This is a genomic window from Empedobacter sp. GD03739, assembly GCF_029843245.1.
Lineage (GTDB): Bacteria > Bacteroidota > Bacteroidia > Flavobacteriales > Weeksellaceae > Empedobacter > Empedobacter falsenii_B.
This window is the reverse complement of the sequence record NZ_JAOCHX010000003.1, coordinates 12,865-38,015: the sequence shown is the minus strand read 5'-3', so window position 1 is coordinate 38,015 and position 25,151 is coordinate 12,865. Positions and strand designations below refer to the sequence as shown.

Below are 25,151 nucleotides of genomic sequence, written 5' to 3'. Positions count from 1 at the left end.
AAACTAGAATAAATTACGAACCAATTTAATAAGAAGAATATGAGTGATATGTTAACAGGAGATATTGTGTTCAACTTACCAAAGAGCAGATCTCAAGCTATCAAAGTAATCGGAGTAGGTGGTGGAGGTAGTAATGCCGTAAACTACATGTTTGAACAAGGAATTGCAGGTGTAGAATTTGTAATTTGTAATACGGACTCTCAAGCATTAGCAAATAGTCCAGTACCAACAAGAATTCAATTAGGACAAGCAATAACAGAAGGTTTAGGAGCTGGAGCAAATCCTGAGGTAGGAGAGCAATCTGCTATCGAAAGTATGGATGATGTAAAAGCTGTTTTAGACGAGGGTACTAAAATGGTATTTATTACTGCCGGAATGGGTGGTGGTACAGGAACCGGAGCAGCACCAGTAATTGCTGGTATTGCAAAAGAAATGGATATCTTAACAGTTGGGATTGTTACAGCGCCATTCTTTTTCGAAGGAAGAATGAGGTTGGAACAAGCCGAAAAAGGTATCGAAAAATTAAGACAAAACGTCGATTCATTAATTGTTATCAACAATGATAAATTACGTGAATTATACGGAAACTTAGGTTTCAAAAATGGTTTCTCGAAAGCTGATGAGGTTTTAACAACAGCAGCTAAAGGAATTGCAGAAGTTATTACTCAACACTATGCAATGAACATCGATTTACGTGATGCGCGTACAGTACTTAAAAATTCTGGTACAGCAATCATGGGATCTGCGCAAGGTTCTGGTGAAAACAAAGCGAAAGACGCAATTTCTTCTGCTTTAGATTCTCCATTGTTAAACAACAACAAAATTACAGGTGCACGTAACGTATTGTTATTGATTTTATCTGGTAATAACGAAATTACAATGGATGAAATCGGTATCATCAATGATTACATTCAACAAGAAGCTGGTAATAGTGCAAATATTATCATGGGTATTGGTGAAGACTTAGATTTAGGAGATTCTATCTCTGTAACTGTTGTAGCAACTGGTTTTCCTACAGAAGATCAGGCGTATACAGGAAAAGAGGAACAAAAAATTGTACATACATTAGAGGAAGAACAACCAATTAATAAAACGTTATCAGTTGAGCAACCTTTTGTGAATCGTGTAAAACCAATGACGTTAGATTTTGGTCGTTCTAATGCTTCTCAGCAAGCACCACAAACGCCTCAACAAAATCAAACGCCAGAGGCTCCTCAAAATAATTATCGTCAAGCAGATATTAACCAAAGTTTTCAACAACAAACTTATCACAATACGCCAGAAGAATCTTTCGAAGAAAATAATTCTCCAAAGCGTTATGTTTTAGATGATATTGATGATGAGCCAGTGCAAGAGAGACGTTCTTATGATGATTTCGAACCACGTTTGAAATCAGATTTTAATCGTCCGCAAGAACCAACGAATAATGTAAATAATAATCAAACATATAATTCATATTCTAATCCTGTAGCTTCAGAGCAGTCAAACTATCCTCAAAATAATTATGCTGGATATCAAGCTCCAAAGAACGAAGGATATGGAAATGTAGAGCCAGTTCAATCTAATGTAGCTCATTCTGTTGCTCCACAAGCTGAAGAATTACAAGTTGCTATAGATCCATTTAGTCAACCAATTGAGCAATCAAATGATCCTGAATTGAATAGTATGATTGAAGAAAGAAGAAATCGTTTGAAACAATTTAATTTTAAATTCAACAACACGATGACAAATTCTCAAGTAGACGAATACGAAGCAATTCCTGCTTACAAACGTCAAGGATTGAATTTGTCTGATCGTAATGATAATCAATCTTCTGATTTTTCTGTAGGAACTAATCGTAACAACGAAACGCAAATTCGTCCAAACAATTTTCTACACGATAACGTAGATTAATAAACGATCACTCGTAAAAAATATTCTTATTATAGAAAAGGTTCATTGCTTTTGCGATGAGCCTTTTTTTGTCTTAAATTTGTAGTCTAAAAGCAAAACAAATGAATTTAGAAACTCAAATAATGGCACAGTTAAAAGAAGCGATGAAAGCTAAAAATACTGTTGCTTTAGAAGCTTTAAGAGCTGTAAAATCTGAATTATTATTAGCAAAAACATCAGGTGCTAACGGAGAATTATCAGAAGATCAAGAAATTGCTTTATTACAAAAATTAGTAAAACAACGTAAAGAAGCTGCTGAACAATTCGAAGCAAATGGACGTGCTGAATTAGCTGAAAAAGAATTGGCACAAGCAGAAGTTATTCAACAATTTTTACCTGCTCAATTATCAGACGAAGAATTAACAGCTGCAATTACAGAAATTGTTGCAGAGGTTGGCGCTACTTCTCCAAAAGATATGGGAAAAGTAATGGGAGCTGCTTCATCTAAATTAGCTGGTAAAGCGGAAGGGAAATTAATTTCAGCTAAAGTAAAAGACATTTTAGCTAGTTTATAATTGATTTTTAAAGATTTAAAAATTAAGAAAAGGTAAAGTATTATAAACTTTACCTTTTTTATTTCTTTATTAGATAAATTTCTTCAAATTATACAAAACTATTATTTGTTGATAATCAATAGTATATCCGATTTAAATAAATAATTCCCAAAAAAATTAGGATTATAGTTTTATTTTAACATTAAATTAACAAATCGCTGTAGGCATCTAAATTCGCAAAGCACAAGAGATTTTAGAATTAAAAATCAATTGATTAGAATAATTCTAAATAAGAAGCTGTTTATACCCTTAAATTTGCAAAGTAAATCAGAAATATCTAAAGGATGACGAAAAGCATTACAGCGTTTATAGCAATGTTAATGATTTTTCCAATAGCAAATGCTGATGGTAAAATTTTTAAGGATTCTGGTAATAATGACACAATTATTATGCCAGCTTCTGAGAAAAGATTTAGTAACGATATTGATAATGATACCATCAAAAAAGATACATTATCAGTTGAAGATGAAAAGTTGGTTGGAGAACTTATCGAGAATAGTGCTCGAAAAATCTCGACAGGAGTTGTTTCTTGGTATGGAGACAAATTCCACGGACGCAAGACAGCTAGTGGTGAAACGTATGACAAACACGAACTAACAGCTGCCCATAAGTCTTTACCATTTGGTACGAAAGTAAAAGTTACGAATATCAGAAATGGTAAATCTGTAGTTGTAGAAATCAACGACAGAGGTCCATACGCTAAATCTAGAGTTTTAGACTTAAGTCAAGCTGCATTCAGCGAAATTGGTCACACCAATACAGGAGTGATGCAAGTTGAATACGAAATTATCAAAAGCGAAGACAAGAAAGACTAAGATGTTCAGAAAAAATTAAAAGGTTTGAGAATTTATTCTCAAACCTTTTTTTATGCTCTTAAGTTTCGTGCAAAAAAAATCCTGACAAATGAATATCAGGATTTATAATTATATGATGTAAGAAAATCTTAATCTAAAATTTTAAGCACTTTAGTTGTACGGGCTCTTGATGCTTCAACTAATTCAGCTTGTGCTAAATCTTCACCGTAAGAAGGGATCATTTCTTTGATTGCTTCGTTCCAGTTGTTTTTCATCAAGTCTGGGAAACATTGTTTCATCAAGTTCAACATTGCACTAACAGATGTAGATGCTCCTGGAGAAGCTCCTAATAAGGCAGACATTGTTCCATCTTGAGATGTTACGATTTCTGTACCAAATTTTAAAACTCCTTTTCCATCTTGTTTTTCGATTACTTGAACACGTTGTCCAGCAGTTTGTTCGAACCAATCGTCTAATTTCGCTTCTGGGAAATATTCTTGTAATTCTTCTACTTTTTTCGCTTTAGACAACATCACTTGTTCTACCAAGTATTTTGTTAAATCGATATTGTTTAAACCACAATTCATCAAAAATCCTACGTTTCCTAAGTTTACAGATTTGAATAAATCACAATTAGATCCGTATTTTAAGAATTTTGTTGAGAATGTTGCAAATGGTCCAAATAATAAAGATTGTTTTCCATCAATAACACGTGTATCTAAGTGAGGAACAGACATTGGTGGTGCACCAATTTTTGCTTTTCCATATACTTTTGCATGATGTTTTTTGATGACTTCTTCGTTTTGACAAATTAACCATTGTCCACCAACTGGAAAACCACCAAATTTTTTCGATTCTGGAATTCCAGATTTTTGCAACAATAAAATTGCTCCTCCACCTGCACCAATAAATACGAAATCAGCATTAAGTGCTTTGTTATTTCCAGATTTTAAATCTTTTACTTTAACTGCCCATTTTCCGTTGCTAAGACGAGTTAAGTCTTTTACTTCGTGTTCAGTTTCTAACGTAATTTCTTTTTTGTCTTGTAAACCTTTGAAAATTTGACGCGTTAATTCACCAAAATTCACATCAGTTCCCAAGTTCATATGCGTTGCCGCGACTTTTTCATTACCTTTTCTACCATCAACAATTAATGGAGCCCATTCTTTGATTTTAGAAACATCATCAGAATATTCCATATCCTTAAATAAAGGATGTTGAGATAATTTTTCGTAACGTTTTTTCAAGAAATTTACATCGTCATCGCCCCAAACAAAAGACATGTGTGGAGTAGGACGTAAGAATTTTTCGGGAGAAGAAACGTAATTATTTTCGACTAAGTAAGACCAAAACTCTTTAGAAGTTTCAAATTGTTTTGCAATATTAATTGCTTTATCAATATTAACCACTCCATTTTTGTCCATTGGCGTATAATTCAATTCGCAAAAAGCAGAGTGACCAGTACCTGCATTATTGAAAGCATCAGAACTTTCAAATCCAATCTTATCTAATTTTTCGAAAACAGAAATCTTAATAGCCGGATTTATTTTTTTAAGAAGTATGCTTAAAGTAGCACTCATGATACCAGCACCAACTAACACTACCTCTTGAGGTTGTTTTTCCATTTCTCAAAAATATATTTACGTTGCAAAGGTATTAATAAATAGCCTTTTTTGCGAAATAATACGCAGAAAAAACAATGATTTTTTACATAAATTATTGTTTTGAGATAATTTGAATAGATTTTATTTTATAGAAAATTATTCAAACTCTGTTTTTCCGATACTTTCGATGTTGTCTGCTTGTGATAAATCTAATTCAAAAGCTTTTTTATTGACAACTGTAGTTTTAGAAATCTTATCGTGCCAACCATTTTCTCCTAAAAAAGATAAAACTTAAAAGGAATTATTCTACAAAGACTTCTCATAAAATAATCTTTCGTGGTAGGTGTAGAACCATCTATCATCACAACTTTTGTTCCGGTAACTAATTTGCCAATAGAACGTCCTTTTGTGATAGATTCTATCAGAAAGTAATAAAAAACTAAAACAATTGCTGCTATAATATTATAAATCAAATTGCTTTCAGGTAATTGGAAATTCATCATTACTGCTACTACACCTAATATCAATCCAATAATAAATGTACATATCAAGTATACTATGCCATCTATTAAATAATTTGCTAATCTCAAACCTTGATTGGTTTTGTGTTCGCCAACTTTGTAATCTTGATACATAATGTTTAGTGTTAATTAGTTGTAAATATATGATAAATGATAATTTTAGTGGAATTATTATTAAATTTTATCTTCCATCCAACGTCTAAGGTTGATATAATTGGTATTTCTACGCAACAAATTTTCATTGTCCGAATCTTTCAAGAAATCATCTAATTCTCTGAAAGCTTTAACTTTTTCATGAGGATACAAATCATTTAATTCAATAAAAAATAAACTAATTTTTCGTGTAATAATGTTACTATTTTTCATCTTTTTACAGAATTGATGCGTTTTGTACGAATACATATCCAATTCTTGATCGTTGCCAGAATCATATAAATTCATCATAATCAAAACCAAGGTGTAAAAATGTAAATCTTCTTGAATTGTAGATTCACTATTGATAATTTTTTGACAATAATCAAAGGAATTATCCCAATCTTTATTCAGAAAATAATACGCAGCTATTTTTAGATAAAGCACTAAAATATGGTGGTTATCGATTTTATGTTGATGCAATTTTATTTCGCGCAAAATATCTTTAATTAAAAAAGGGCTAATATTTTCTTTTGGATTAATGAAAAAATAATTCAGTTTACTATTAAATTTATTGATAAACCAAAGCGCTTCCACATTATCATTTTGAGGCAAAATCTCGTAAACAGATTCTAATTTATCAAACCAAAATTTAAATTCTTCAGAATTTTTTTTCAGGTATAAGATCTTTAATAAATAGCTATTTCCTTTAATAAACCAAACTGGATGACTAAGAATTCGTTCTTTTTTCTCGTAAAATAATTCAACCCATTTTTTCGAAAATTCATAGGCAGAGTGTAGGTTTTGCGTTAACATCGACAACCAAACATTTGCTTTGTAAAACCACAGTTTCTCTTTGAATTTTAATTTCTTAAAATCGATATTTTTTGTTTCCGAATCAAAGAAATTCTGAATTTTTTGAATTTCATCATCATCTTTTGCGTATCCATTCTCGAGCAAAATACTATACAATTTTAGCGATAAATTAGACAATTTACTTGCTTGTAAATTCTGTAAACTCAATTCCTCCGATTGTTCAATCAACTGATCTGCACGACCAGAAATACTTCGTGTAATGAATTGTGATTCGATAATTTTTTCGAGTTCTAAAATATCATAAGCAATGGCTTTTTCGTCAAAATCTAAGGCTTGAGTTTTGGCTTTGTCCAACATTTTTAGACTTTGTTTGTGTAAGCCTTTTTGATACAAAATCGTAGCAAAATCAAACTGTTCACGTATTTGCATACGCGAATTTTGTTGCGAAGGATTCATTCTCAAGCTAAACAAAATTTGTTTGTACAAATGCGCTTTTAGATTAGATAATTGTTGTTTCGTGGTAATTTTTTTCTTCAAAATAGCCGTTTCATCATATTCTTCCAACTTATCCAATGCTTCAAATAATAACAAAAATTTTGCATCTGCATTAATTTGCAGACGATTTACATAAAGTTTGAATTGACGTTTTTCGGAACGATTAAGTGACTTTATTAAACTAAATAGTGCGTCTTTGTTATGATTTGACATTGTAATTAAATTATATATAATGTATTGAAAATAAAATGATTATGATAAATATTTTAGCTTTAAGAATTGTAAAACACTTTTCAATTTGAAAATTTAAAGTTAGTACAATTTTAATTTTACATCACAATAACAAACAAAACTAATTGCAATGAGTGCTGAGAAGATTCAAATTTTTGATACGACACTGAGAGATGGAGAGCAAGTGCCGGGGTGTAAGTTAAACAAAAAACAGAAGTTAGAAATTGCGGCTCGATTGGACGAATTAGGCGTTGATATTATCGAGGCTGGTTTTCCAATTTCAAGTCCTGGAGATTTCGAAGCCGTAAATGCAATTTCAAAATTAGTGAAAAATGCCACAGTTTGTGGTTTAACTCGTGCAAACAAAAAAGATATAGAATCTGCAGCTAAAGCTTTACAATATGCCGTAAAACCAAGAATTCATACCGGAATTGGAACTTCGGATTCTCATATTATTCACAAATTTAATTCGAATCGTGAAGCGATTATCGAACGTGCAGTTGAAGCGGTTGCATATGCAAAAACATTTGTAGATGATGTTGAGTTTTATGCTGAAGATGCAGGAAGAACGGATAATGCTTTTCTTGCTCAAGTTTGTGAAGAAGTGATAAAAGCTGGTGCGACGGTTCTTAATATTCCAGACACAACGGGTTATTGTTTGCCTTTTGAGTATGGAAATAAAATTAAATATTTAAAAGATCATGTTCAAGGAATTGATAATGTGATTATTTCTTGCCACAATCATAACGATTTAGGTTTAGCGACAGCGAATGCAGTTGCAGGAGCTATAAATGGAGCACGCCAAATAGAATGTACAATTAATGGAATTGGTGAGCGTGCTGGTAATACGGCCTTGGAAGAAATCGTGATGATTTTTAGACAACACAAAGAATTGAATTTTTATACAGATATCAATGCTCAAATGTTAACAGAATTAAGTCAATTAACTTCTGAAACAATGGGAATGATGGTTCAACCAAACAAAGCAATTGTAGGATCGAATGCTTTTGCGCACAGTTCTGGAATTCATCAAGATGGTGTGATTAAAAACCGTGAAACATACGAAATTATCAATCCAGCAGATGTTGGAGTTAATGAATCCTCTATTATTTTGACAGCTCGTAGCGGGCGTTCGGCGTTAGCTTATCGTCTAAAAGATATCGGTTTCGATACATCTAAAAATGAATTAGATATTTTATATGAACAATTTTTAGAAATTGCAGATTTGAAGAAAGAAGTTGTTCGTGAAGATTTACTTGGATTAATGCATCAGTTTAATCAAACATCACAGAGAAAATTCGCATGAGAACATTATTCGATAAAGTGTGGGATGCCCATGTTGTCAGCCAAGTAGAAAATGGACCACAAGTGATTTATATTGATAAACATTTAATTCACGAAGTAACAAGTCCACAAGCTTTTGCAGAATTAGAAGCGAGAAATATTCCAATTTTTCGACCAAATCAAATTGTTGCAACTGCGGATCACAATGTACCAACGATTAATCAAGATAAGCCAGTTCGAGATCCATTATCAAAACAACAATTAGAGCAATTAGCGATTAATTGCGAAAAAAATAATATTACTTTTTATGGTTTAGGTCATCCGTATCAAGGAATTGTTCACATTATTGCGCCAGAATTGGGTGTTACGCAACCAGGAATGAGCATGGTTTGTGGCGATAGTCACACATCTACGCATGGAGCTTTTGGAGCAATTGCTTTCGGAATTGGAACAAGTCAAGTTGCACAGGTTTTTGCTAGTCAATGTTTGTTGATGAATAAACCAAAATCGATGCGAATTACAGTTAATGGAAAACTGAATCCAAATGTTCAACCAAAAGATGTGATTTTGTATATCATTTCTAAAGTTGGAACAAATGCAGGAACAGGTTTTTTCTGTGAATATGCAGGAGATGTTTTCGAGAATATGTCGATGGAAGGTCGAATGACAGTTTGTAATATGTCGATAGAAATGGGCGCTCGTGGTGGAATGATTGCACCAGATGAAACAACTTTTGCTTATTTAAAAGATAAACCATTTGCACCGAAAGGAGAAGATTGGGAGCAAAAAGTAGCATATTGGAAAACTTTACCAAGTGATACTGATGCAATTTTTGATGAAGAAATAGAATTTGACGCTGCGGATATTTATCCAATGATTACGTTTGGTACGAATCCAGGAATGGGAATTTCGGTGAAAGATATCATTCCATCAAAAGATTCATTAAGCGATAATGAAAAAGAATCGTTTGAAAAAGCGTTGAAATATATGGGATTCCAAGATAATCAATCGATTATCAATCATCCAATTGATTATGTGTTTATCGGAAGTTGTACCAATGCGAGAATCGAAGATTTGCGTGAAGTGGCAAATTATGTAAAAGGAAAACAGCGCAATGAAAATGTAACAGCGTGGATTGTTCCAGGATCGAAACAAGTAGAAAAACAAGCGATAGAAGAGGGTTTGGATAAAATTTTTGAAGCTTCTGGATTCAAATTGCGCGAACCAGGTTGTTCGGCTTGTTTGGCAATGAACGACGATAAAGTTCCAGAAGGAAAATATTGTGTATCGACTTCGAATAGAAATTTTGAAGGTCGTCAAGGTCCAAATTCTCGTACATTATTAGCAAGTCCTTTGATTGCTGCTGCTGCTGCAATTCACGGAAAAATTGTTGATATCAATTAAAATTTATTCAAAATGGATTCAATCAATCAACTAAAATCATCGGCTGTTCCGATTAAAATAGAAAATATAGATACCGATCAAATTATTCCAGCTCGTTTCTTGAAAGCGATTAGTAGAGAAGGTTTTGGAGATAATTTGTTCAGAGATTGGCGATTTAATCAAGATAATCAATCAATTGAAGATTTCCCGCTGAATGATTCAAAATATGCTGGAAAAATATTAGTTGCAGGCAAAAATTTTGGTTGTGGAAGTAGCCGAGAACACGCCGCTTGGGCAATTAAAGATTATGGGTTTGATGTAGTGATTAGTAGTTATTTTGCAGATATCTTTAAAGGAAACGCATTGAATAACGGAATTTTACCAATCGTTGTTTCAGATGAAATTTTAAATCAAATCTTTGAAATCATCGATCAAAATTCTTCAACTGAATTTGAAGTTAATTTAGAAAATCAAATCTTAAAAATTCAAGATCAAACCATCAACTTTGATGTTGATTCTTATAAAAAAATCTGTTTATTAAATGGATATGATGACATTGATTTTTTAATCAGTCAAAAAGATAAAATAGAAACTTACGAACAAAACCATAAATCTTTACAACATGAAAACGCATAAAATTGCAGTACTTTCTGGCGATGGAATAGGATCAGAAGTCGTTTCGGAAACAATAAAAGTTCTGAAAGTCGTAGAACAACTTTTTAAATATGATTTCGAATTTGAGGAAGCTTTGATTGGTGCAATTGCGATTGACGAAACGGGAAATCCTTTGCCAGATACGACGTTGCAATTATGTAAAGATGCAGATGCGGTTTTGTTTGGTTCTATTGGAGATCCAAAATATGATAATAATCCGAACGCAAAAGTTCGTCCCGAACAAGGTTTGTTAAAGCTGAGAAAGGAACTTGGTTTATTTGCAAATATCCGTCCAATCAAGGCTTACGAATCTTTGTTGGGGAAAAGTCCATTGAAACGTTCGCACATCGAAGGAACGGATATGGTTATTTTTCGCGAGTTGATTAACGGAATTTATTTCGGAGAAAAATTTACGGCGCAAGATGGTTCGCATGCGTATGATACGTGTTCGTACAACAGAAAAGACATTGAGCAAATTACACATTTAGCTTTTCAGGAAGCAATGAAACGCCGCAAAAAAGTAACGTTGGTAGACAAGGCAAATGTGTTGGACACGTCTCGTTTATGGCGAAAAGTTGCAATGGATATTAGCCAAGAATATCCAGAAGTTGAGTTAGATTTCTTGTTTGTTGATAATGCGGCGATGCAATTAATCATCAATCCAAAACAATTTGATGTGATATTAACGGAGAACATGTTTGGTGATATTATTTCGGATGAAGGAAGTGTAATTGGAGGAAGTATAGGGTTGTTGCCTTCGGCTTCTATTGGGACAGAAAATGCATTGTTCGAACCAATTCATGGTTCGTATCCACAAGCAAAAGGAAAAGGAATTGCAAATCCTATGGCTTCTATTTTGAGTGCTGCAATGATGTTGCGTTATTTGGGATTAGAAGAAGGTGCAAAAGCAATTGAGAATGCGGTGGAAAATGCGATTAATAATTTGATTGTAACTTCAGATTTAGATGAAACGAGTGATTATTCGACATCTGTTGTGGCAAATTATATTGCGAAGATATTATTGAGCGATCATGATCATCATTCATATTTTAATTTTGAAAATGTATTGATGGGGAAATCGACGATTATATAGTTTTTATTATTTATGACTTAATGAAAAAGCCATTCAGAGTTCTGAATGGCTTTTTCTATTGTATATTTTTATGAGTTGATGATTACATCATTCCTGGCATTCCGCCTCCCATTGGTGGCATAGCTGGCTCATCTTTTTTAATTTCTGTAACAACCGCCTCAGTAGTAATTAACATACCTGCAACAGAAGCAGCGTTTTCTAATGCAACACGAGCGACTTTAGTTGGATCAATAACTCCAGCCTCGATCATGTTTACATATTCGTCAGTTTTTGCATTGTATCCGAAATCTCCATTTCCTTCTTTTACTTTTGCAACAACTACAGAACCTTCACCACCAGCGTTGTGAACGATTTGGCGTAATGGTTCTTCAACTGCACGCGTTACTATTTTAACACCTGTCGCTTCGTCAGCATTTGTAGTATCAATTGTTAAGTTAGATAAAGCTCTAACAAAAGCAACACCACCACCAGCAACGATACCTTCTTCTACAGCTGCGCGAGTTGCGTGTAAAGCATCATCAACACGGTCTTTGATTTCTTTCATCTCAACTTCAGAAGCAGCACCAACGTATAATACAGCAACACCTCCAGCTAATTTAGCTAAACGCTCTTGTAATTTTTCGCGGTCATAGTCAGAAGTAGTTGTTTCTACTTGCGCTTTAATTTGGTTAACACGAGATTTGATTTGTTCTGCATCACCAGCTCCGTTAACAATAGTTGTATTGTCTTTGTCGATAACTACTCTTTCAGCAGTACCTAACATTTCTAAAGTAGCAGTTTCTAACGTAATTCCTTGCTCTTCTGAGATAACAGTACCTCCTGTTAAGATAGCGATATCTTGTAACATTGCTTTTCTACGATCTCCGAATCCTGGTGCTTTAACAGCAGCAATTTTTAAAGATCCTCTTAAACGGTTCACTACTAAAGTAGCTAAAGCTTGACCTTCAACTTCTTCAGAAATAATTAAGAATGGACGTCCTGATTGAGCAACTGGTTCTAATAAAGGTAAGATTTCTTGTAAGTTAGAGATTTTTTTCTCACATAATAAGATGTAAGGATTCTCTAATTCAGCAATCATTTTATCTGCGTTTGTAACGAAGTAAGGAGATTGATATCCACGATCGAATTGCATTCCCTCTACAACGTCAACGTAAGTTTCTGTTCCTTTTGCTTCTTCAACAGTAATTACTCCTTCTTTTCCAACTTTAGAAAAAGCTTCTGCGATTAATGATCCAATAGTATCATCGTTATTTGCAGAGATAGATGCAACTTGTTTAATTTTTTCTGATGAATCACCAACTTCTTGAGATTGCTCTCTTAAGTTAGCAACAATTCCAGCAACAGCTTTGTCAATACCACGTTTTAAGTCCATTGGGTTTGCACCTGCAGCAACGTTTTTCAAACCTTCGCGAACGATAGCTTGAGCTAAAACTGTAGCAGTTGTAGTACCATCACCTGCAACGTCGTTTGTTTTAGAAGCAACTTCTTTCACCATTTGTGCACCTAAGTTTTCGATTGGATCTTCCAATTCGATTTCTTTTGCTACAGAAACTCCGTCTTTTGTTACATGTGGAGCACCGAAAGATTTTTCTAAAACTACGTTACGACCTTTTGGTCCTAATGTTACTTTAACTGCATTTGCTAATGCATCAACACCTCTTTTTAAAGCGTCTCTTGATTCAATATCGAATTTAATATCTTTTGCCATTTTTTATAAGTTTTGTTGTCTTAAGTCTTAAGTCGAATATGATTAAAAATTAAAAAATAAGTTACTTTGTACTTAATACATTTTACTAATTACAACTAAATTTAGATGATTGCCAAAATATCAGCTTCACGCATGATTAAATAGTCCTTTCCTTCTAATTTTAATTCAGTTCCTGAATATTTTCCGTAAAGAACTTTGTCTCCAATTGCAACAGTTATTGGTTCATCTTTTTTACCATTACCAACTGCTACAACGATTCCTTCTTGAGGTTTCTCTTTTGCTGAATCTGGGATAATAATTCCTGATGCTGTTTTAGTTTCTGCAGGAGCAGGCTCAATAACCACTCGATCTGCTAATGGTTTAATGTTTAATTGTGACATATTTGTATTTTTATTTTAATAATTGATGGTTTTAAATAAACGAAAAACGTGCCAACACACAATTTCTGCCATTATGGATAAGTTAATTTCACTCCTTAAAACAAAAATGCCAAGTTGTATGACAACTTGGCATTTAAAGTGATTTTTATGAATAATTATTTTTTGATAATCACTTTTTTCGTGAATTGTTCGTTACCTGCTTCAATCGAAACAATGTAAACACCATTTGATAAACTAGATAAATTAACTTGTTGAGATTTCGAAGAATTCAATTTGTTTGAGTAAACTGTTCTTCCTGCTAAATCTGTCACAGTAATTTTACCTGTTGTAAATGAGTTTGTAAAATCTAAATTGATTATTCCATTTGAAGGATTTGGAGAAATCGTACCTAAATCTTTTCCTTTTATATCATTTGTAGTTAAAGAACTTTCTATAGAAAAATCAGTAGAGTTAACAGCTAAGAAAACGTTATCAATAGCTTTAATCATAATTCTCGCTTTATTAGTAATTCCTAATCCTGCAGGAACTGTGAATGTATAAGAACCGTTGTTCGGAACTGATTCAGCTAAAACATAATCAAATGTTTTTCCTCCATCAACCGATAATAAAATTTTTACATTTTGTGTGTCAATACCGTTTGCATCAGTTCCTGCAACATTCCAAGTAATTGTAGCAGTGTTATCTTGTTTCCAATTTTCTGCAATTGATTGCGAAGTCACTTTGAATGGACCAAAATTTAGAAAGTTTAACTGAACATTTTGTCGAGCGGTTAATCCAACTTCAGAATTATTGTCACGAACTGTTACAGAGAAATTCATTGTACGAGGAACTGAAGGAATGACTTCCCAATTGTTTTTATCGTAATTTGAAACGTTTGACAGATATAGATTTGTTTGAAATACTAATTCATTTGAAATAATTTTTTCTAAACGAGGAAAATAGCGAATTCCAACTTTTTGTGGAGAGAATGATCTGAAATTTGGGCCTTGAGAATTAGAGGAAATAGGAGGAAGTGATTTAATAGAAGTTTCAGAAACTTCAGGATTCATCTGCTCCCAAGAATATGTTAATTGATCATTATTTGAGTCAGTGGCTAATGTTTCTAAAGCAAATGCAGTTGAAATTGGAATGTTATATTTTGTTTTCAAGTTAGAAGCTATAATAGGTGCAGCATTAGTTGTTGTAACGAATTGTCCACAATTCACATAATTTAGCACTTTTGCCATTTCTTCTAAACTTTTTGTATGGAAATATGCATCACTTTGATTTTGTACGTTTGGTGAACAGATACCAGTGTAAGCCATAATTGTAGAACCACTTCCAGGTTCAACAGAACTGTTAAGTGTACGATTACAATTGTTGTTTTGTGTATGGTAGGCACCTAATTGATGACCAATTTCGTGGGCAGTATAATCAATATCAAAAGCATCCCCAATAGGAACTATTGTACCAGTCACTCCTCCTGCTTTTGCTCTATCATTACAAACTGCTGGCGTATTGGCTAATCCATTTGAATTATTATCATCATTCACTTGAAAAAATAAATGACCAATATCGTAGTTAGCAACTCCAATAACATTATTTGTAACAGTAATATTTTCCTCAAGATTGTAATTTGCTGCAGAATTAGAATTAATATTAGGGTCTTGGAAAGAATCAGAATCAATAAAAAATAATTGATCAGTATTTGGAATTAATTCTAAAAAAACACCAACATCATTTTTTAAAACGCCATTAATTCGTGTGAGTGATAAATTGACTGCAGCTAATATTGACGCTTTCTTTTGAGCTTCTGTACCAGATGATAAATTAGCTTGTTTGATTACAAAATCTGAATACTCAGTCGTTGTTGTAATGGCTAATCTAAATTTTCTTAAACTTCCATTTTGAGTTGCTGTTCGAGAAGATTGTTTAATAGTTTCAAAATTCAAATTATCTATCCCAAGAGCACTTTCAGAAGGTTCTGTAGCACATTTGAAAGAATTTGTATTAACTAAATCTTTTTTATCATACACAATATATGACGCTTTATTTTTGGTGTAAGCGTCTATTAACACTGTTTTATTGCCGTTTGAAACTAAACCATACAAACCAAATTGAGGAGATAAACTAAAATTGATTTTCTCTGTCAAATCATTTGTATTGTATCCAGAAAAAGATTTTATATCTGGGTATTTAGTTTGTAATTCAGGAGATAAATTTGAGGTTTCTACAATACGATATGTATTAAACTTTCCGTTCTCAGTTGGAAATTTTAATAAAAAATTTTGTTGATTCGTATTGTTTAAATAGTTCACCAAATTATCATAAGCTAAGTCTAATTTAACCGATTTAGTTGGTATATGTGCTCTTGGATTTAATTGCTCTTTAGAAATATTTCCTTTCGCATTGGTAGTTTTCCAAAAGTTTTGTTGAGCAAATAAGTTTGTGCTAAATGCAAGACAAATAAGTAAATATTTAGATGTATATTTTTCCATTTTTATTTAGTTTTTACTAAAATCTTCTCTACAGATTTAGGTACAATCATCATCAATAAATTTGAAGAATCTTGTGTTTGATTAATTCCTTTTATAGGTGTTAAATGTAAATTATAAATCTTTTCATTACCAGTAATAGAATCAATATTATATGAATTAATATGTTTTTGAGGAATCAAAATTATTTGATTTTGTTCATAATCAATAACGAAACGAGGTAATGATTTATTGTAATCTTTTGGTAATGTGGCATACATGTTGTTTAATTCAGTTTCATTTTTGAAGAAATGTGTTCCTGATAATTCATATTGCGCAGAAAAAGTTGTGAGTAATTGATAATTTTCTTTTGGAATTTTCTGATATACTTTTTGACCAACACAGCTTATAAAAGTAAGTAAGATGGTTATAAATGAAACGAATGTTTTCATAATTTAGGTTTTGATAAATTTAAAGATAATATTAATCAATCAACAAAAAAAGCCTCACAATTTGTGAGGCTTGTATATTTTCTTATCAAAATTACTTCGCTGGTTGAGCTGGTAATTGATTTTGACTTGCTCCGTTTGCAGCAGGTTGCGTTGGTAAATTATTAGCTGGTGCCGTAACATTTGGCTTAATTGGTTTTATCGCATTTGGATTTTCATGCGAAGCACTTGCTCCAATAATCAATACGATTACAGCGATAAATAATCCCCAAGTTGTGTTGTCTAAGAATTTATTCGTTCTTTGAACTCCAAACATTTGGCTTCCTCCGCCACCTCCGAAAGTAGAAGATAATCCTCCTCCTTTAGGGTTTTGAGATAATACGATTAGTACTAATAATACACATAAAATCATGATAATAATCATGAAAAACTGAAATAGTCCCATTTTATTATTTAGAGTTTTTTAAATTTTCAATTTCTTTAATTCGATTTGCAAATAAACTATTTTTTTCTGGATATTTCAAAATTAATATCTTATAAGCTTTAATTGCCTTATCATATTTTTTTTGCTCAATATAAATTTGAGCCAAAGTTTCGGTCATCAAATCCGAATATTCTTCCGTATTCTGAACGAAATTTGATGGTGTGTTAACTGGTGTAATATCCGTTTTTTTCATCGGAACGATTTTCGGATTTTTTTCCAAAAAGTCATCAATCAACTTATATTTTATTTCTCTTTCTGCAATTTCTTGCTCTTCCTCAATCTCTTGTTGAGTTTTTGATTGAGAAGGAACTTTCTTCAACCAATCCGAAAAAGAGAACGTCGAATCATCCGAATTATTTTCAATGATTTCTACTTTTTCTTCAATCGTTTCAGGTTCAGATTCTTCAATTACCTCCGCATTTTCAGACAATCCTTCTATAATTTCTTCTTCCTGATTATCTTCAATTGTTTCAATTACCTGCTGAGGTTCAGATTCAATAATTTCAATTCCAGAAGTTTGTTGAACAGCATTTTCGATATCATTCTCAGAAGTTAAATTTTCTTCTTTCGAATTATTTTCTACCACAACTTTATTCGTGATTTCAGCAACTTCGTTCAATTCTTCATCCGAAATAATATCAACAACATGATCTGTTCTCAATTCAGATTCTTCTGTATCATTTTCGATCATTTCGTCTACAATATCTTCATTGATTTCTTCTGAATTAGTTTCAGAAACAACTTCAATTTCTTGGTTTAATTCTTCTTCTTTTTCTTCAATGATTTCATCAATAACTTCAACTGTTTCGTTATTGTTTTCGATGATTTCAGAAGTAGAATTTTCTAAAATAGGTTCAGAAATAATTTTGTTTTCAGCTAATTCTTCCACTTTTTCTTCTACCATTTCAGGAGAAATAGTTTCAGTTTTTGTTTGAATTTCTTTCTGAATTGTTTCCGAATTGATGTAATGATACAAATCGACACGATTGCTGCTGTGAATTGAAGTTTTGTTCAAATAATCCTCAAAAGAAGGATGATTTTCCTTTTTTAAACCATAAAGTAACAAAGCGCGCAATGTGTAGAAATACGGGTATTTTTCTACCTCTTTTTTAAGAAGTGGAATGTCCGATTTCTCGACTTCGTACGGATGTGCTACTAAATATTCAATTCTGGTCATTGCTCAAATATAAGGTTATTTTTTTACCAATCCATCGCAATAGACGCAAAAACTTGGTCGCGAATATCATCAATAATTAAAGGAACAATTGACGATTCTACAGCGCTTAACATCGCATTTCCGTCATATAATTGGAAAGCAGAAAATGTTCTGTCATAACTTTTTGATTCGTCTTTATTGTTGATATATCGAACTTTTACATAAATTGTCAAACGGTTTTTTGCTGCAATATCATTCGATTGAATTGCTTCTGGAACAACATCGTATCCCGTAATTTCACCTTCGATAATTAAGTCAGAATTTTCGTTTGAGTTTAACTTCAACTTCGTTCTACTTCTAAAAATATCTTGAATCGCAATCGTTAAATCTTGACTCAAAGTAGGATTTTGTTGAGGTGCGTAATTCGGAAAAGTTGCCACATAAATTGTGTTCCAATCTGGTTGAATTGCTGCTCCCGAAAGTGAATATTTTATACATCCTGTTAAACTAAAAATAGCAAAAATACTAAGGACGAATAGTTTTATTTTGTTCATATTACAAATGATATTGTTTGATTTTTCGGTACAATGTTCGCTCAGAAATTCCCAATTCGTCAGCCGCCATTTTACGTTTTCCTTTGTGTTTTTCCAACGCCAATTTTATCATTTCCTTTTCATTATCTTGCAACGAAAGAGATTCTGGTTCTTCGATTGGACTTACATCATATACATCGTTCGAATAATCGTATTGCGATTGTTGATAATTTGGTGTAATTGGAGCAGATTTCGTTGGAACCAAATTATATTGACTTGGCACAAAATCTTCTTCTGGTTCGTTTTGATCTTGATAAACGCGCTGAATCAATTCTTGTGTATTGCCATTAAAATCTTCAACATCTTTGTGTTTGATTAAATCTAATGTTAAAGCACGTAAATCGTTCAAATCTTTTTTCATGTCCAATAAAACTTTGAACAATAATTCACGTTCCATAAAATCAGAAGAACTTCCATCTTTCGATTTATTTGTTACCGTCAACATTGTTGAATTATTGGGTAATAATTCCATGATTTTTTCTAACGAAATCACACGGTCTTTTTCCACAACAGAAACTTGTTCAGCAAAATTTCTTAATTGACGCACATTTCCCGGCCAAGGATAATTCGCAATATAATTTTGGGCTTCTGGAGAAAGCTCAATATGCGGCATTCTGTATTTATTTGCAAAATCTGAAGCAAATTTTCGGAACAATAAATTAATATCTTCCTTACGCTCGCGCAAAGCAGGAATATCAATTTGAACTGTATTTAATCGATAATATAAATCTTCACGAAATTTACCTTTTTCAACAGCTTCTTTCAATTTTACATTCGTTGCAGCAACAACACGAACATTTGTTTTTTGAAGTTCCGAAGAACCAACTTTCATAAATTCACCCGACTCTAAAATACGCAATAAACGCACTTGTGTAGCTAAAGGCAATTCACCAACTTCATCTAAGAAAATAGTTCCACCATCTGCTACTTCAAAATAACCTTTACGTGTTTGTGTAGCGCCTGTAAAAGCACCTTTTTCGTGTCCAAATAATTCAGAATCGATTGTTCCTTCTGGAATCGCACCACAGTTCACTGCAATATAATTGTTGTGTTTGCGTGCAGATTGATTGTGAATAATTTTCGGAATAAATTCTTTACCTACACCACTTTCTCCGATAACAAGAACAGAAATGTCTGTAGGTGCAACCTGAATCGCCTTTTCTAAAGCACGATTCAAGGCTATATTATTTCCAATGATTCCAAAACGTTGTTTGATAGTTTGTAAAGAATCCATTTTTTTATTTTTTAGGTTTTTGAAAAATGATCTATCAAATTTCAATTATTGTCTTATTAAAACCGTCATTTCGAGTAAAATTTTTTAGAGTTTGTATCGAAAATAAGGTTTTAAACTATTAAAATTCTATTCTCGATACAATTTTTAATCATTTCATTTATAAAAATCACTCGAATTGACGAATTTTATTTTTAGTATACAATTGACGGATTGATTGTTTATCCTTCTATCATTTCACCAATCAAAGTAGCCGTTGTACAGCTATTTGCTTTTACGTTTACAAAATCTCCTATTTTAGTTCCTTCTACTTTAGGGAAAACTAAAACCGCGTTTTGTGTATTACGTCCGTACCAGAAATTTTCGTCACGTTTAGAGTTTCCTTCAATCAAAACTTCATGAGTTTTTCCAACATAACTATTCATACGCTCTGCAGAGTGTTTTTGTTGCATTTCGATGATTTCTTGTAAACGACGTTTTTTATCTTCTGGTAAAACATCATCAGGCATTTTTTTGTGCGCTGGCGTTCCTGGACGCTCAGAATAAGCGAACATATAACCGAAATCATATTTCACATATTCCATTAACGATAATGTATCTTGATGTTCTTCTTCTGTTTCGCCACAGAAACCTGCAATCATATCGTGAGATAAAGCACAATCTGGAACGATACGACGAATTTTATCAATTAATTCGAAATATTCTTCACGAGTATGTTGACGATTCATACGTGCTAAGACAGTGGTAGAACCCGATTGAACAGGTAAGTGAATGTATTTACAAATATTTTTGTGTTTCGCCATCATTTGCAATACGCCTTCTTCCATATCTTGTGGATTAGAAGTTGAAAAACGTAAGCGAATGTTAGGAAACTGCGTTGCAACCATGTCTAATAATTGAGCAAAATCTACAGCAGTCGCTTTCTGAATATCAGTTGCATTTTTGAAATCTTTTTTTGGTCCTCCACCATACCATAAATATGAATCGACATTTTGACCTAAAAGTGTAATTTCTTTGTAACCAGATTCTGCTAATTCTTTACACTCATTCAAGATAGAATGTGGATCACGAGAACGCTCACGACCACGCGTAAAAGGAACAACACAGAATGTACACATGTTATCACAGCCACGAGTAATCGTAACAAAGGCTGTAACGCCATTTCCACCTAAACGAACAGGAGAAATTTCGGCATATGTTTCTTCTTTTGATAATTGTACGTTTACCGCATCACGACCATCTTCTACATCGTTGATTAAGTTTGGTAAATCGCGGTAAGCATCTGGTCCTACAACGATATCTACTAAATGTTCTTCTTCTAAGAATTTATGTTTCAAACGTTCCGCCATACAACCTAAAACGCCAATTTTAAGACTTGGATTTTGTTTTTTGATTGCGTTTAAAGTTCCTAAACGTTTACGAACTGTTTGTTCCGCTTTTTCACGAATAGAACAAGTGTTTAAAAGAATTAAATCTGCTTCGTCAACTTTTTGAGTGGTTTGATAACCTTCGTTATTTAGAATAGATGCAACAATTTCACTATCCGAGAAATTCATTTGACATCCGTAACTTTCTAAGAATAATTTCTTTGTTGCATTACGAGTAGGAGCAGTCATCAAAGCCTCTCCTTGTCTTGCTTCATCTATATGTTTTTCTTCTGTATGCATTCTAAAATGGATATTTTATCGTGCAAAAATAATAAATCTATGTGACATATTGGCAGTAAAATTTTCTTTTGCATTTTATTAACATTTTGTAGATTTGAGGAAATCTAAAAAAATATAAAACTATGGATGATAGAATTAGACAAAGAATAGAAGAAATTAAACAACGAGGAGTAAATATAAACGTTGGCGATATTTTTTCAAAATCATGGGAAATTTTTTCAGGAATCGCTTTATATGCAATTCTTGCAATTGTAATAACATTCGCAATTAGTTTCATGATTAATTTCTTCTTAGGATTAATCATTTCAGCACCAACTATGGTTATTAATGATCCATCTGATTTAAATGAAGTGTTTGCAGAAGCATCATCTCCTTTAGCGTGGGTGAGTAATATTGTTAGTATTGTAGTTGCAGCAGCTTTAGCACCGATTACAGTAAGTATTTTGACAATGGCTAAAAAATTTAATAAACATCAAAATCCTGATTTTTCAGATTTGTTTGTTCATTATAAAGATGGAAAATTTGGTGTGATTTTTACAACATATTTAGCTGTTCAATTTTTAGGATTCATAGGTATTTTATTATGTATTGTACCTGGATTTATTTTCTATGTTACATCAATACTAGCAATTCCTTTTGTATTGTTTACAAGTTTTACTACAACGGAAGCTATAAAATCAAGTGTAAGTATTTTATTTAAAAACTTCGGATCAGCATTTGTTTTTTGTTTGGCTTGTTTTGGAGTTGCAATTTTAGGCGTACTTGCTTGTGGAGTTGGATTATTAGTAGCAATGCCTCTAATTTATATTGCTACATATGTTTTATATGAAACAGTTATAGGAACAGAAGACAATGAACAATCAGAAATAGACCAAATAGGAACAGATATTTACAAGGATAATCCTTACATGAAATAGACAAAATTATGAAGCAGTTGAAAATCATTTTTGGCTGCTTCATTTTTTTGTTATTAATTTTGCAGAAATTTTTTAAGAAAACAATATGTCTAAAAATCTCGTTATTGTTGAGTCCCCAGCAAAAGCTAAAACCATTCAAGGTTTTTTAGGTGATGATTTTATCGTGGAATCAAGTTTTGGTCACGTGGTCGATTTACCAAAGAAAGGAATGGGAATCGAAATCGAGAATCATTATAAGCCAATATACGAAGTAACACCTGATAAAAAGGAGGTTGTAAGTAAACTGAAAAAATTGTCTTCGAAAGCCCAAACAATTTGGTTAGCATCCGATGAGGACCGCGAAGGAGAAGCAATTTCTTGGCATTTGTATCACGTTCTTGGATTAGAAAAGAAAGATACAAAACGTATTGTTTTTAATGAAATTACAAAAAAAGCGATTCAACGTGCGGTAGAAAATCCACGTCAAATTGATGAGAATTTGGTTGATGCACAACAAGCTCGTCGTGTTTTGGACAGATTAGTTGGTTTCGAAATGTCGCCAATTTTATGGAAAAAAATCAAACCAGGCTTATCTGCAGGTCGTGTTCAATCAGTTTCTGTTCGATTAATTGTTGAACGTGAAAAAGAAATTCAAAATTTTGTTCCAGTTTCGTCATATAAATTCATTGCAATTTTCGAAACAAATGAGGGAAGAACATTAAAAGCAGTTTTAACAAAAGAATTTTCTACGTTAAAAGAAGCCGAAGATTTCTTAGAAACATGTGTTGGAGCAGATTTTAAAGTAAATGATTTACAAAAGAAACCAGCAAAGCGTACACCTTCAGCACCATTTACAACATCAACTTTGCAACAAGAAGCATCTCGTAAATTAGGTTTTTCAGTTTCAAGAACGATGCGTGTCGCACAACAATTATACGAATCTGGACATATCACATATATGAGAACAGATAGTGTGAATTTGTCTGATGATGCATTAACAGCAGTAAAAGCTGAGATAGAATCTGCTTACGGAAACAAATATGTTGAGATAAGAAAATATAAAAACAAAAATTCATCTGCACAAGAAGCGCACGAAGCGATTCGTCCAACGCATTTCGAAAATCATTCAATAAATGCAGACGATTCTATGCGAAAATTGTACGAATTAATTTGGAAACGTACAGTTGCTTCTCAAATGGCAAATGCAGAATTGGAACGAACTATTATTGATATTGATAACAACAAAAACAACTTTATTTTCCAAGCGAAAGGAGAAGTAATTGTGTTTGATGGTTTCTTAAAAGTATATCAAGAATCGTTTGACGACGAAGATGCTGATGATGATAAAGTATTATTACCAAGTGTAAAAGTAAATGAGCAATTGAAAGCAGATGAAATAAACGGTACTGAACGTTTTTCTCGTCCTTCGGCTCGTTATACAGAAGCATCTTTGGTAAAAAAATTAGAAGAATTAGGAATAGGTCGTCCATCAACTTATGCACCAACGATTTCTACAATCCAGAATAGAGGCTATGTGGAAGTTGGGGAATTGGATGGTCAAGAACGAAAATATAATACCTTAACGCTAATCGATAATCAAATCAAAAAAGTTCAACAAAAAGAAATTTTTGGAGCTGATCGTCGCAAATTAATGCCAACTGATATCGGAATTGTGGTAAATGATTTCTTGGTTGATTATTTTACGAATGTGATGGATTACGATTTTACAGCGCGTGTCGAAAATAGTTTTGATGATATTGCGGAAGGTAAATTGAATTGGACAAAAATGATTGATGAATTTTATACGAAATTTCATCATGTTGTAGAAGATGTTCAAGAAAATGCTGATCGTGCAACTGGAGAACGCGAATTAGGAATTGATCCTGTATCGGGTAAAAAAGTGCATGCACGTATTGGACGTTTTGGGCCAATGATTCAGATTGGTGAAGCAGAAGATGAAGAAAAACCTCGCTTTGCAAGTCTTCAAAAACATCAATCTATTCATAATATTACCTTAGAAGAGGCAATGAAATTGTTCGAATTACCAAAAACTTTAGGTGAGTATAAAGCGCACGAAGTAGAAGTGAATATTGGACGTTTTGGACCTTATGTGAAATTTGATGATAAATATATTTCGATTCCGAAAGAGGAAGATCCAATGGATTTATCATTTGATCGTGCAGTAGAATTAATCGAAGAAAAATTAAAAGCTGATGCACCGATTGCACAATACGAAGGGTATGATGTAACAAAAGGAAAAGGACGTTTTGGACCATTTATCAAATGGAATGAATGGTTTATTAATGTTCCGAAAAAATACGATTTCGATCATTTATCTCAAGCTGATATTATCGAATTGATTGAAGATAAAAAACGTAAAGAATCTGAACGTGTTGTTCGCGAATGGTCAGAACAGGAAATTCGATTAGAGAAAGCGCGTTGGGGACGTTATAATTTGATTCAAGGAAAAATAAAAGTTGAGTTATCGAAAGAGACGAATCCAGAAGCGTTGACTTTGGCTGAGGTTGAAAAATTAATAGAAGCTGCGAAACCTAAAAAGAAAGCAGTGACTAAAAAAGCGCCCGCAAAAAAGACAACTGCGAAGAAAACGACAACTAAAAAAACAACGACTAAAAAGTAA

At 32.7% G+C, this 25,151-nt stretch carries 21 protein-coding genes; 9 read left to right on the top strand and 12 right to left on the bottom strand.

Annotated elements, in window-relative coordinates; all coding sequences use genetic code 11:
- Window positions 1-48 precede the first annotated feature (48 nt).
- From ftsZ to N5E64_RS01790, 3 genes are all read left to right on the top strand, one after another.
- A complete protein-coding gene (gene ftsZ, locus N5E64_RS01800) occupies window positions 49-1,893 on the top strand; it encodes a cell division protein FtsZ (RefSeq protein WP_125349666.1) in 1,845 nt (614 codons plus the stop codon).
- A gap of 101 nt (window positions 1,894-1,994) precedes the next feature.
- Window positions 1,995-2,447, top strand: a complete 453-nt coding sequence (locus N5E64_RS01795) for a GatB/YqeY domain-containing protein (RefSeq protein WP_125349638.1) — start codon at window positions 1,995-1,997, stop codon at window positions 2,445-2,447.
- A gap of 323 nt (window positions 2,448-2,770) precedes the next feature.
- Window positions 2,771-3,301 (top strand): septal ring lytic transglycosylase RlpA family protein, encoded by a 531-nt coding sequence (locus N5E64_RS01790; RefSeq protein ID WP_125349637.1) that lies wholly within the window; start codon window positions 2,771-2,773, stop codon window positions 3,299-3,301.
- Window positions 3,302-3,429: 128 nt separating this feature from the next.
- Here N5E64_RS01790 and mqo read toward each other — a convergent pair whose 3' ends face one another.
- From mqo to N5E64_RS01775, 3 genes are all read right to left on the bottom strand, one after another.
- The gene (gene mqo / locus N5E64_RS01785; protein ID WP_115001727.1) at window positions 3,430-4,905 is read right to left on the bottom strand and encodes a malate dehydrogenase (quinone); all 1,476 of its coding nucleotides are present in this window, start codon (window positions 4,903-4,905) and stop codon (window positions 3,430-3,432) included.
- Between the two features lie 254 nt (window positions 4,906-5,159).
- A complete protein-coding gene (locus tag N5E64_RS01780) occupies window positions 5,160-5,519 on the bottom strand; it encodes an RDD family protein (protein WP_115001726.1) in 360 nt (119 codons plus the stop codon).
- 60 nt (window positions 5,520-5,579) lie between these two features.
- Window positions 5,580-7,061, bottom strand: a complete 1,482-nt coding sequence (locus tag N5E64_RS01775; RefSeq protein WP_280035425.1) for a hypothetical protein — start codon at window positions 7,059-7,061, stop codon at window positions 5,580-5,582.
- A 148-nt stretch (window positions 7,062-7,209) separates the two neighbouring features.
- Here N5E64_RS01775 and N5E64_RS01770 point away from each other — a divergent pair, with 148 nt between their 5' ends.
- Genes N5E64_RS01770 through leuB form a run of 4 tightly spaced genes read left to right on the top strand, consistent with a single transcriptional unit; the run spans window position 7,210 to window position 11,493 of the window.
- Window positions 7,210-8,385 carry a 2-isopropylmalate synthase gene (locus N5E64_RS01770; protein WP_221855341.1) on the top strand — a complete coding sequence of 392 codons (1,176 nt, stop codon included), beginning with the start codon at window positions 7,210-7,212 and terminating at the stop codon, window positions 8,383-8,385.
- The gene (leuC, locus tag N5E64_RS01765; protein ID WP_280035424.1) at window positions 8,382-9,767 is read left to right on the top strand and encodes a 3-isopropylmalate dehydratase large subunit; all 1,386 of its coding nucleotides are present in this window, start codon (window positions 8,382-8,384) and stop codon (window positions 9,765-9,767) included. The genes N5E64_RS01770 and leuC overlap by 4 nt, the downstream gene beginning before the upstream one ends.
- A 12-nt stretch (window positions 9,768-9,779) precedes the next feature.
- The gene (leuD, locus tag N5E64_RS01760; RefSeq protein WP_125349632.1) at window positions 9,780-10,382 is read left to right on the top strand and encodes a 3-isopropylmalate dehydratase small subunit; all 603 of its coding nucleotides are present in this window, start codon (window positions 9,780-9,782) and stop codon (window positions 10,380-10,382) included.
- Window positions 10,369-11,493, top strand: coding sequence for a 3-isopropylmalate dehydrogenase (gene leuB / locus N5E64_RS01755; protein ID WP_125349631.1), 1,125 nt, complete (start codon window positions 10,369-10,371; stop codon window positions 11,491-11,493). Before leuD ends, leuB begins: the two co-directional genes overlap by 14 nt.
- Window positions 11,494-11,575: 82 nt before the next feature.
- Here the strand turns inward: leuB and groL are convergent, their stop codons facing one another.
- From groL to miaB, 9 genes are all read right to left on the bottom strand, one after another.
- Complete coding sequence (groL, locus tag N5E64_RS01750) at window positions 11,576-13,201, bottom strand: chaperonin GroEL (protein WP_115001715.1); 1,626 nt, start codon at window positions 13,199-13,201, stop codon at window positions 11,576-11,578.
- 101 nt (window positions 13,202-13,302) lie between these two features.
- Window positions 13,303-13,581: a co-chaperone GroES gene (gene groES / locus N5E64_RS01745; protein WP_125349629.1), complete on the bottom strand. Its 279-nt coding sequence runs from the start codon at window positions 13,579-13,581 to the stop codon at window positions 13,303-13,305.
- A 155-nt stretch (window positions 13,582-13,736) separates the two neighbouring features.
- Window positions 13,737-16,058: a zinc-dependent metalloprotease gene (locus N5E64_RS01740; protein ID WP_125349628.1), complete on the bottom strand. Its 2,322-nt coding sequence runs from the start codon at window positions 16,056-16,058 to the stop codon at window positions 13,737-13,739.
- Window positions 16,059-16,060: 2 nt separating this feature from the next.
- Window positions 16,061-16,486 (bottom strand): hypothetical protein, encoded by a 426-nt coding sequence (locus N5E64_RS01735; protein ID WP_125349627.1) that lies wholly within the window; start codon window positions 16,484-16,486, stop codon window positions 16,061-16,063.
- Window positions 16,487-16,577: 91 nt separating this feature from the next.
- The gene (secG, locus tag N5E64_RS01730; RefSeq protein WP_038332909.1) at window positions 16,578-16,928 is read right to left on the bottom strand and encodes a preprotein translocase subunit SecG; all 351 of its coding nucleotides are present in this window, start codon (window positions 16,926-16,928) and stop codon (window positions 16,578-16,580) included.
- A gap of 4 nt (window positions 16,929-16,932) precedes the next feature.
- Complete coding sequence (locus tag N5E64_RS01725) at window positions 16,933-18,144, bottom strand: tetratricopeptide repeat protein (protein WP_125349626.1); 1,212 nt, start codon at window positions 18,142-18,144, stop codon at window positions 16,933-16,935.
- A 23-nt stretch (window positions 18,145-18,167) separates the two neighbouring features.
- Entirely contained in the window at window positions 18,168-18,677 is a 510-nt protein-coding gene (locus N5E64_RS01720; RefSeq protein ID WP_125349625.1) for an LptE family protein, read from the bottom strand.
- A 1-nt stretch (window position 18,678) separates the two neighbouring features.
- Entirely contained in the window at window positions 18,679-19,950 is a 1,272-nt protein-coding gene (locus N5E64_RS01715; protein WP_125349624.1) for a sigma-54-dependent Fis family transcriptional regulator, read from the bottom strand.
- A 218-nt stretch (window positions 19,951-20,168) separates the two neighbouring features.
- A complete protein-coding gene (gene miaB, locus N5E64_RS01710) occupies window positions 20,169-21,614 on the bottom strand; it encodes a tRNA (N6-isopentenyl adenosine(37)-C2)-methylthiotransferase MiaB (protein ID WP_125349623.1) in 1,446 nt (481 codons plus the stop codon).
- A 122-nt stretch (window positions 21,615-21,736) separates the two neighbouring features.
- Here miaB and N5E64_RS01705 point away from each other — a divergent pair, with 122 nt between their 5' ends.
- Both N5E64_RS01705 and topA read left to right on the top strand, forming a co-directional pair.
- On the top strand, window positions 21,737-22,531 hold the full coding sequence (locus N5E64_RS01705) for a hypothetical protein (RefSeq protein WP_125349622.1): 795 nt from the start codon (window positions 21,737-21,739) through the stop codon (window positions 22,529-22,531).
- Between the two features lie 85 nt (window positions 22,532-22,616).
- Window positions 22,617-25,151: a type I DNA topoisomerase gene (gene topA / locus N5E64_RS01700; RefSeq protein WP_125349621.1), complete on the top strand. Its 2,535-nt coding sequence runs from the start codon at window positions 22,617-22,619 to the stop codon at window positions 25,149-25,151.

What these genes read in the sequence shown, in the direction of transcription:
- ftsZ (WP_125349666.1), top strand. Translation starts at nt 49, where the DNA reads ATGTTAACAGGAGATATTGTGTTCAACTTACCAAAGAGCAGATCTCAA.
- N5E64_RS01795 (WP_125349638.1), top strand. Translation starts at nt 1,995, where the DNA reads ATGAATTTAGAAACTCAAATAATGGCACAGTTAAAAGAAGCGATGAAA.
- N5E64_RS01790 (WP_125349637.1), top strand. Translation starts at nt 2,771, where the DNA reads ATGACGAAAAGCATTACAGCGTTTATAGCAATGTTAATGATTTTTCCA.
- mqo (WP_115001727.1), bottom strand. Translation starts at nt 4,905, where the DNA reads ATGGAAAAACAACCTCAAGAGGTAGTGTTAGTTGGTGCTGGTATCATG.
- N5E64_RS01780 (WP_115001726.1), bottom strand. Translation starts at nt 5,519, where the DNA reads ATGTATCAAGATTACAAAGTTGGCGAACACAAAACCAATCAAGGTTTG.
- N5E64_RS01775 (WP_280035425.1), bottom strand. Translation starts at nt 7,061, where the DNA reads ATGTCAAATCATAACAAAGACGCACTATTTAGTTTAATAAAGTCACTT.
- N5E64_RS01770 (WP_221855341.1), top strand. Translation starts at nt 7,210, where the DNA reads ATGAGTGCTGAGAAGATTCAAATTTTTGATACGACACTGAGAGATGGA.
- leuC (WP_280035424.1), top strand. Translation starts at nt 8,382, where the DNA reads ATGAGAACATTATTCGATAAAGTGTGGGATGCCCATGTTGTCAGCCAA.
- leuD (WP_125349632.1), top strand. Translation starts at nt 9,780, where the DNA reads ATGGATTCAATCAATCAACTAAAATCATCGGCTGTTCCGATTAAAATA.
- leuB (WP_125349631.1), top strand. Translation starts at nt 10,369, where the DNA reads ATGAAAACGCATAAAATTGCAGTACTTTCTGGCGATGGAATAGGATCA.
- groL (WP_115001715.1), bottom strand. Translation starts at nt 13,201, where the DNA reads ATGGCAAAAGATATTAAATTCGATATTGAATCAAGAGACGCTTTAAAA.
- groES (WP_125349629.1), bottom strand. Translation starts at nt 13,581, where the DNA reads ATGTCACAATTAAACATTAAACCATTAGCAGATCGAGTGGTTATTGAG.
- N5E64_RS01740 (WP_125349628.1), bottom strand. Translation starts at nt 16,058, where the DNA reads ATGGAAAAATATACATCTAAATATTTACTTATTTGTCTTGCATTTAGC.
- N5E64_RS01735 (WP_125349627.1), bottom strand. Translation starts at nt 16,486, where the DNA reads ATGAAAACATTCGTTTCATTTATAACCATCTTACTTACTTTTATAAGC.
- secG (WP_038332909.1), bottom strand. Translation starts at nt 16,928, where the DNA reads ATGGGACTATTTCAGTTTTTCATGATTATTATCATGATTTTATGTGTA.
- N5E64_RS01725 (WP_125349626.1), bottom strand. Translation starts at nt 18,144, where the DNA reads ATGACCAGAATTGAATATTTAGTAGCACATCCGTACGAAGTCGAGAAA.
- N5E64_RS01720 (WP_125349625.1), bottom strand. Translation starts at nt 18,677, where the DNA reads ATGAACAAAATAAAACTATTCGTCCTTAGTATTTTTGCTATTTTTAGT.
- N5E64_RS01715 (WP_125349624.1), bottom strand. Translation starts at nt 19,950, where the DNA reads ATGGATTCTTTACAAACTATCAAACAACGTTTTGGAATCATTGGAAAT.
- miaB (WP_125349623.1), bottom strand. Translation starts at nt 21,614, where the DNA reads ATGCATACAGAAGAAAAACATATAGATGAAGCAAGACAAGGAGAGGCT.
- N5E64_RS01705 (WP_125349622.1), top strand. Translation starts at nt 21,737, where the DNA reads ATGGATGATAGAATTAGACAAAGAATAGAAGAAATTAAACAACGAGGA.
- topA (WP_125349621.1), top strand. Translation starts at nt 22,617, where the DNA reads ATGTCTAAAAATCTCGTTATTGTTGAGTCCCCAGCAAAAGCTAAAACC.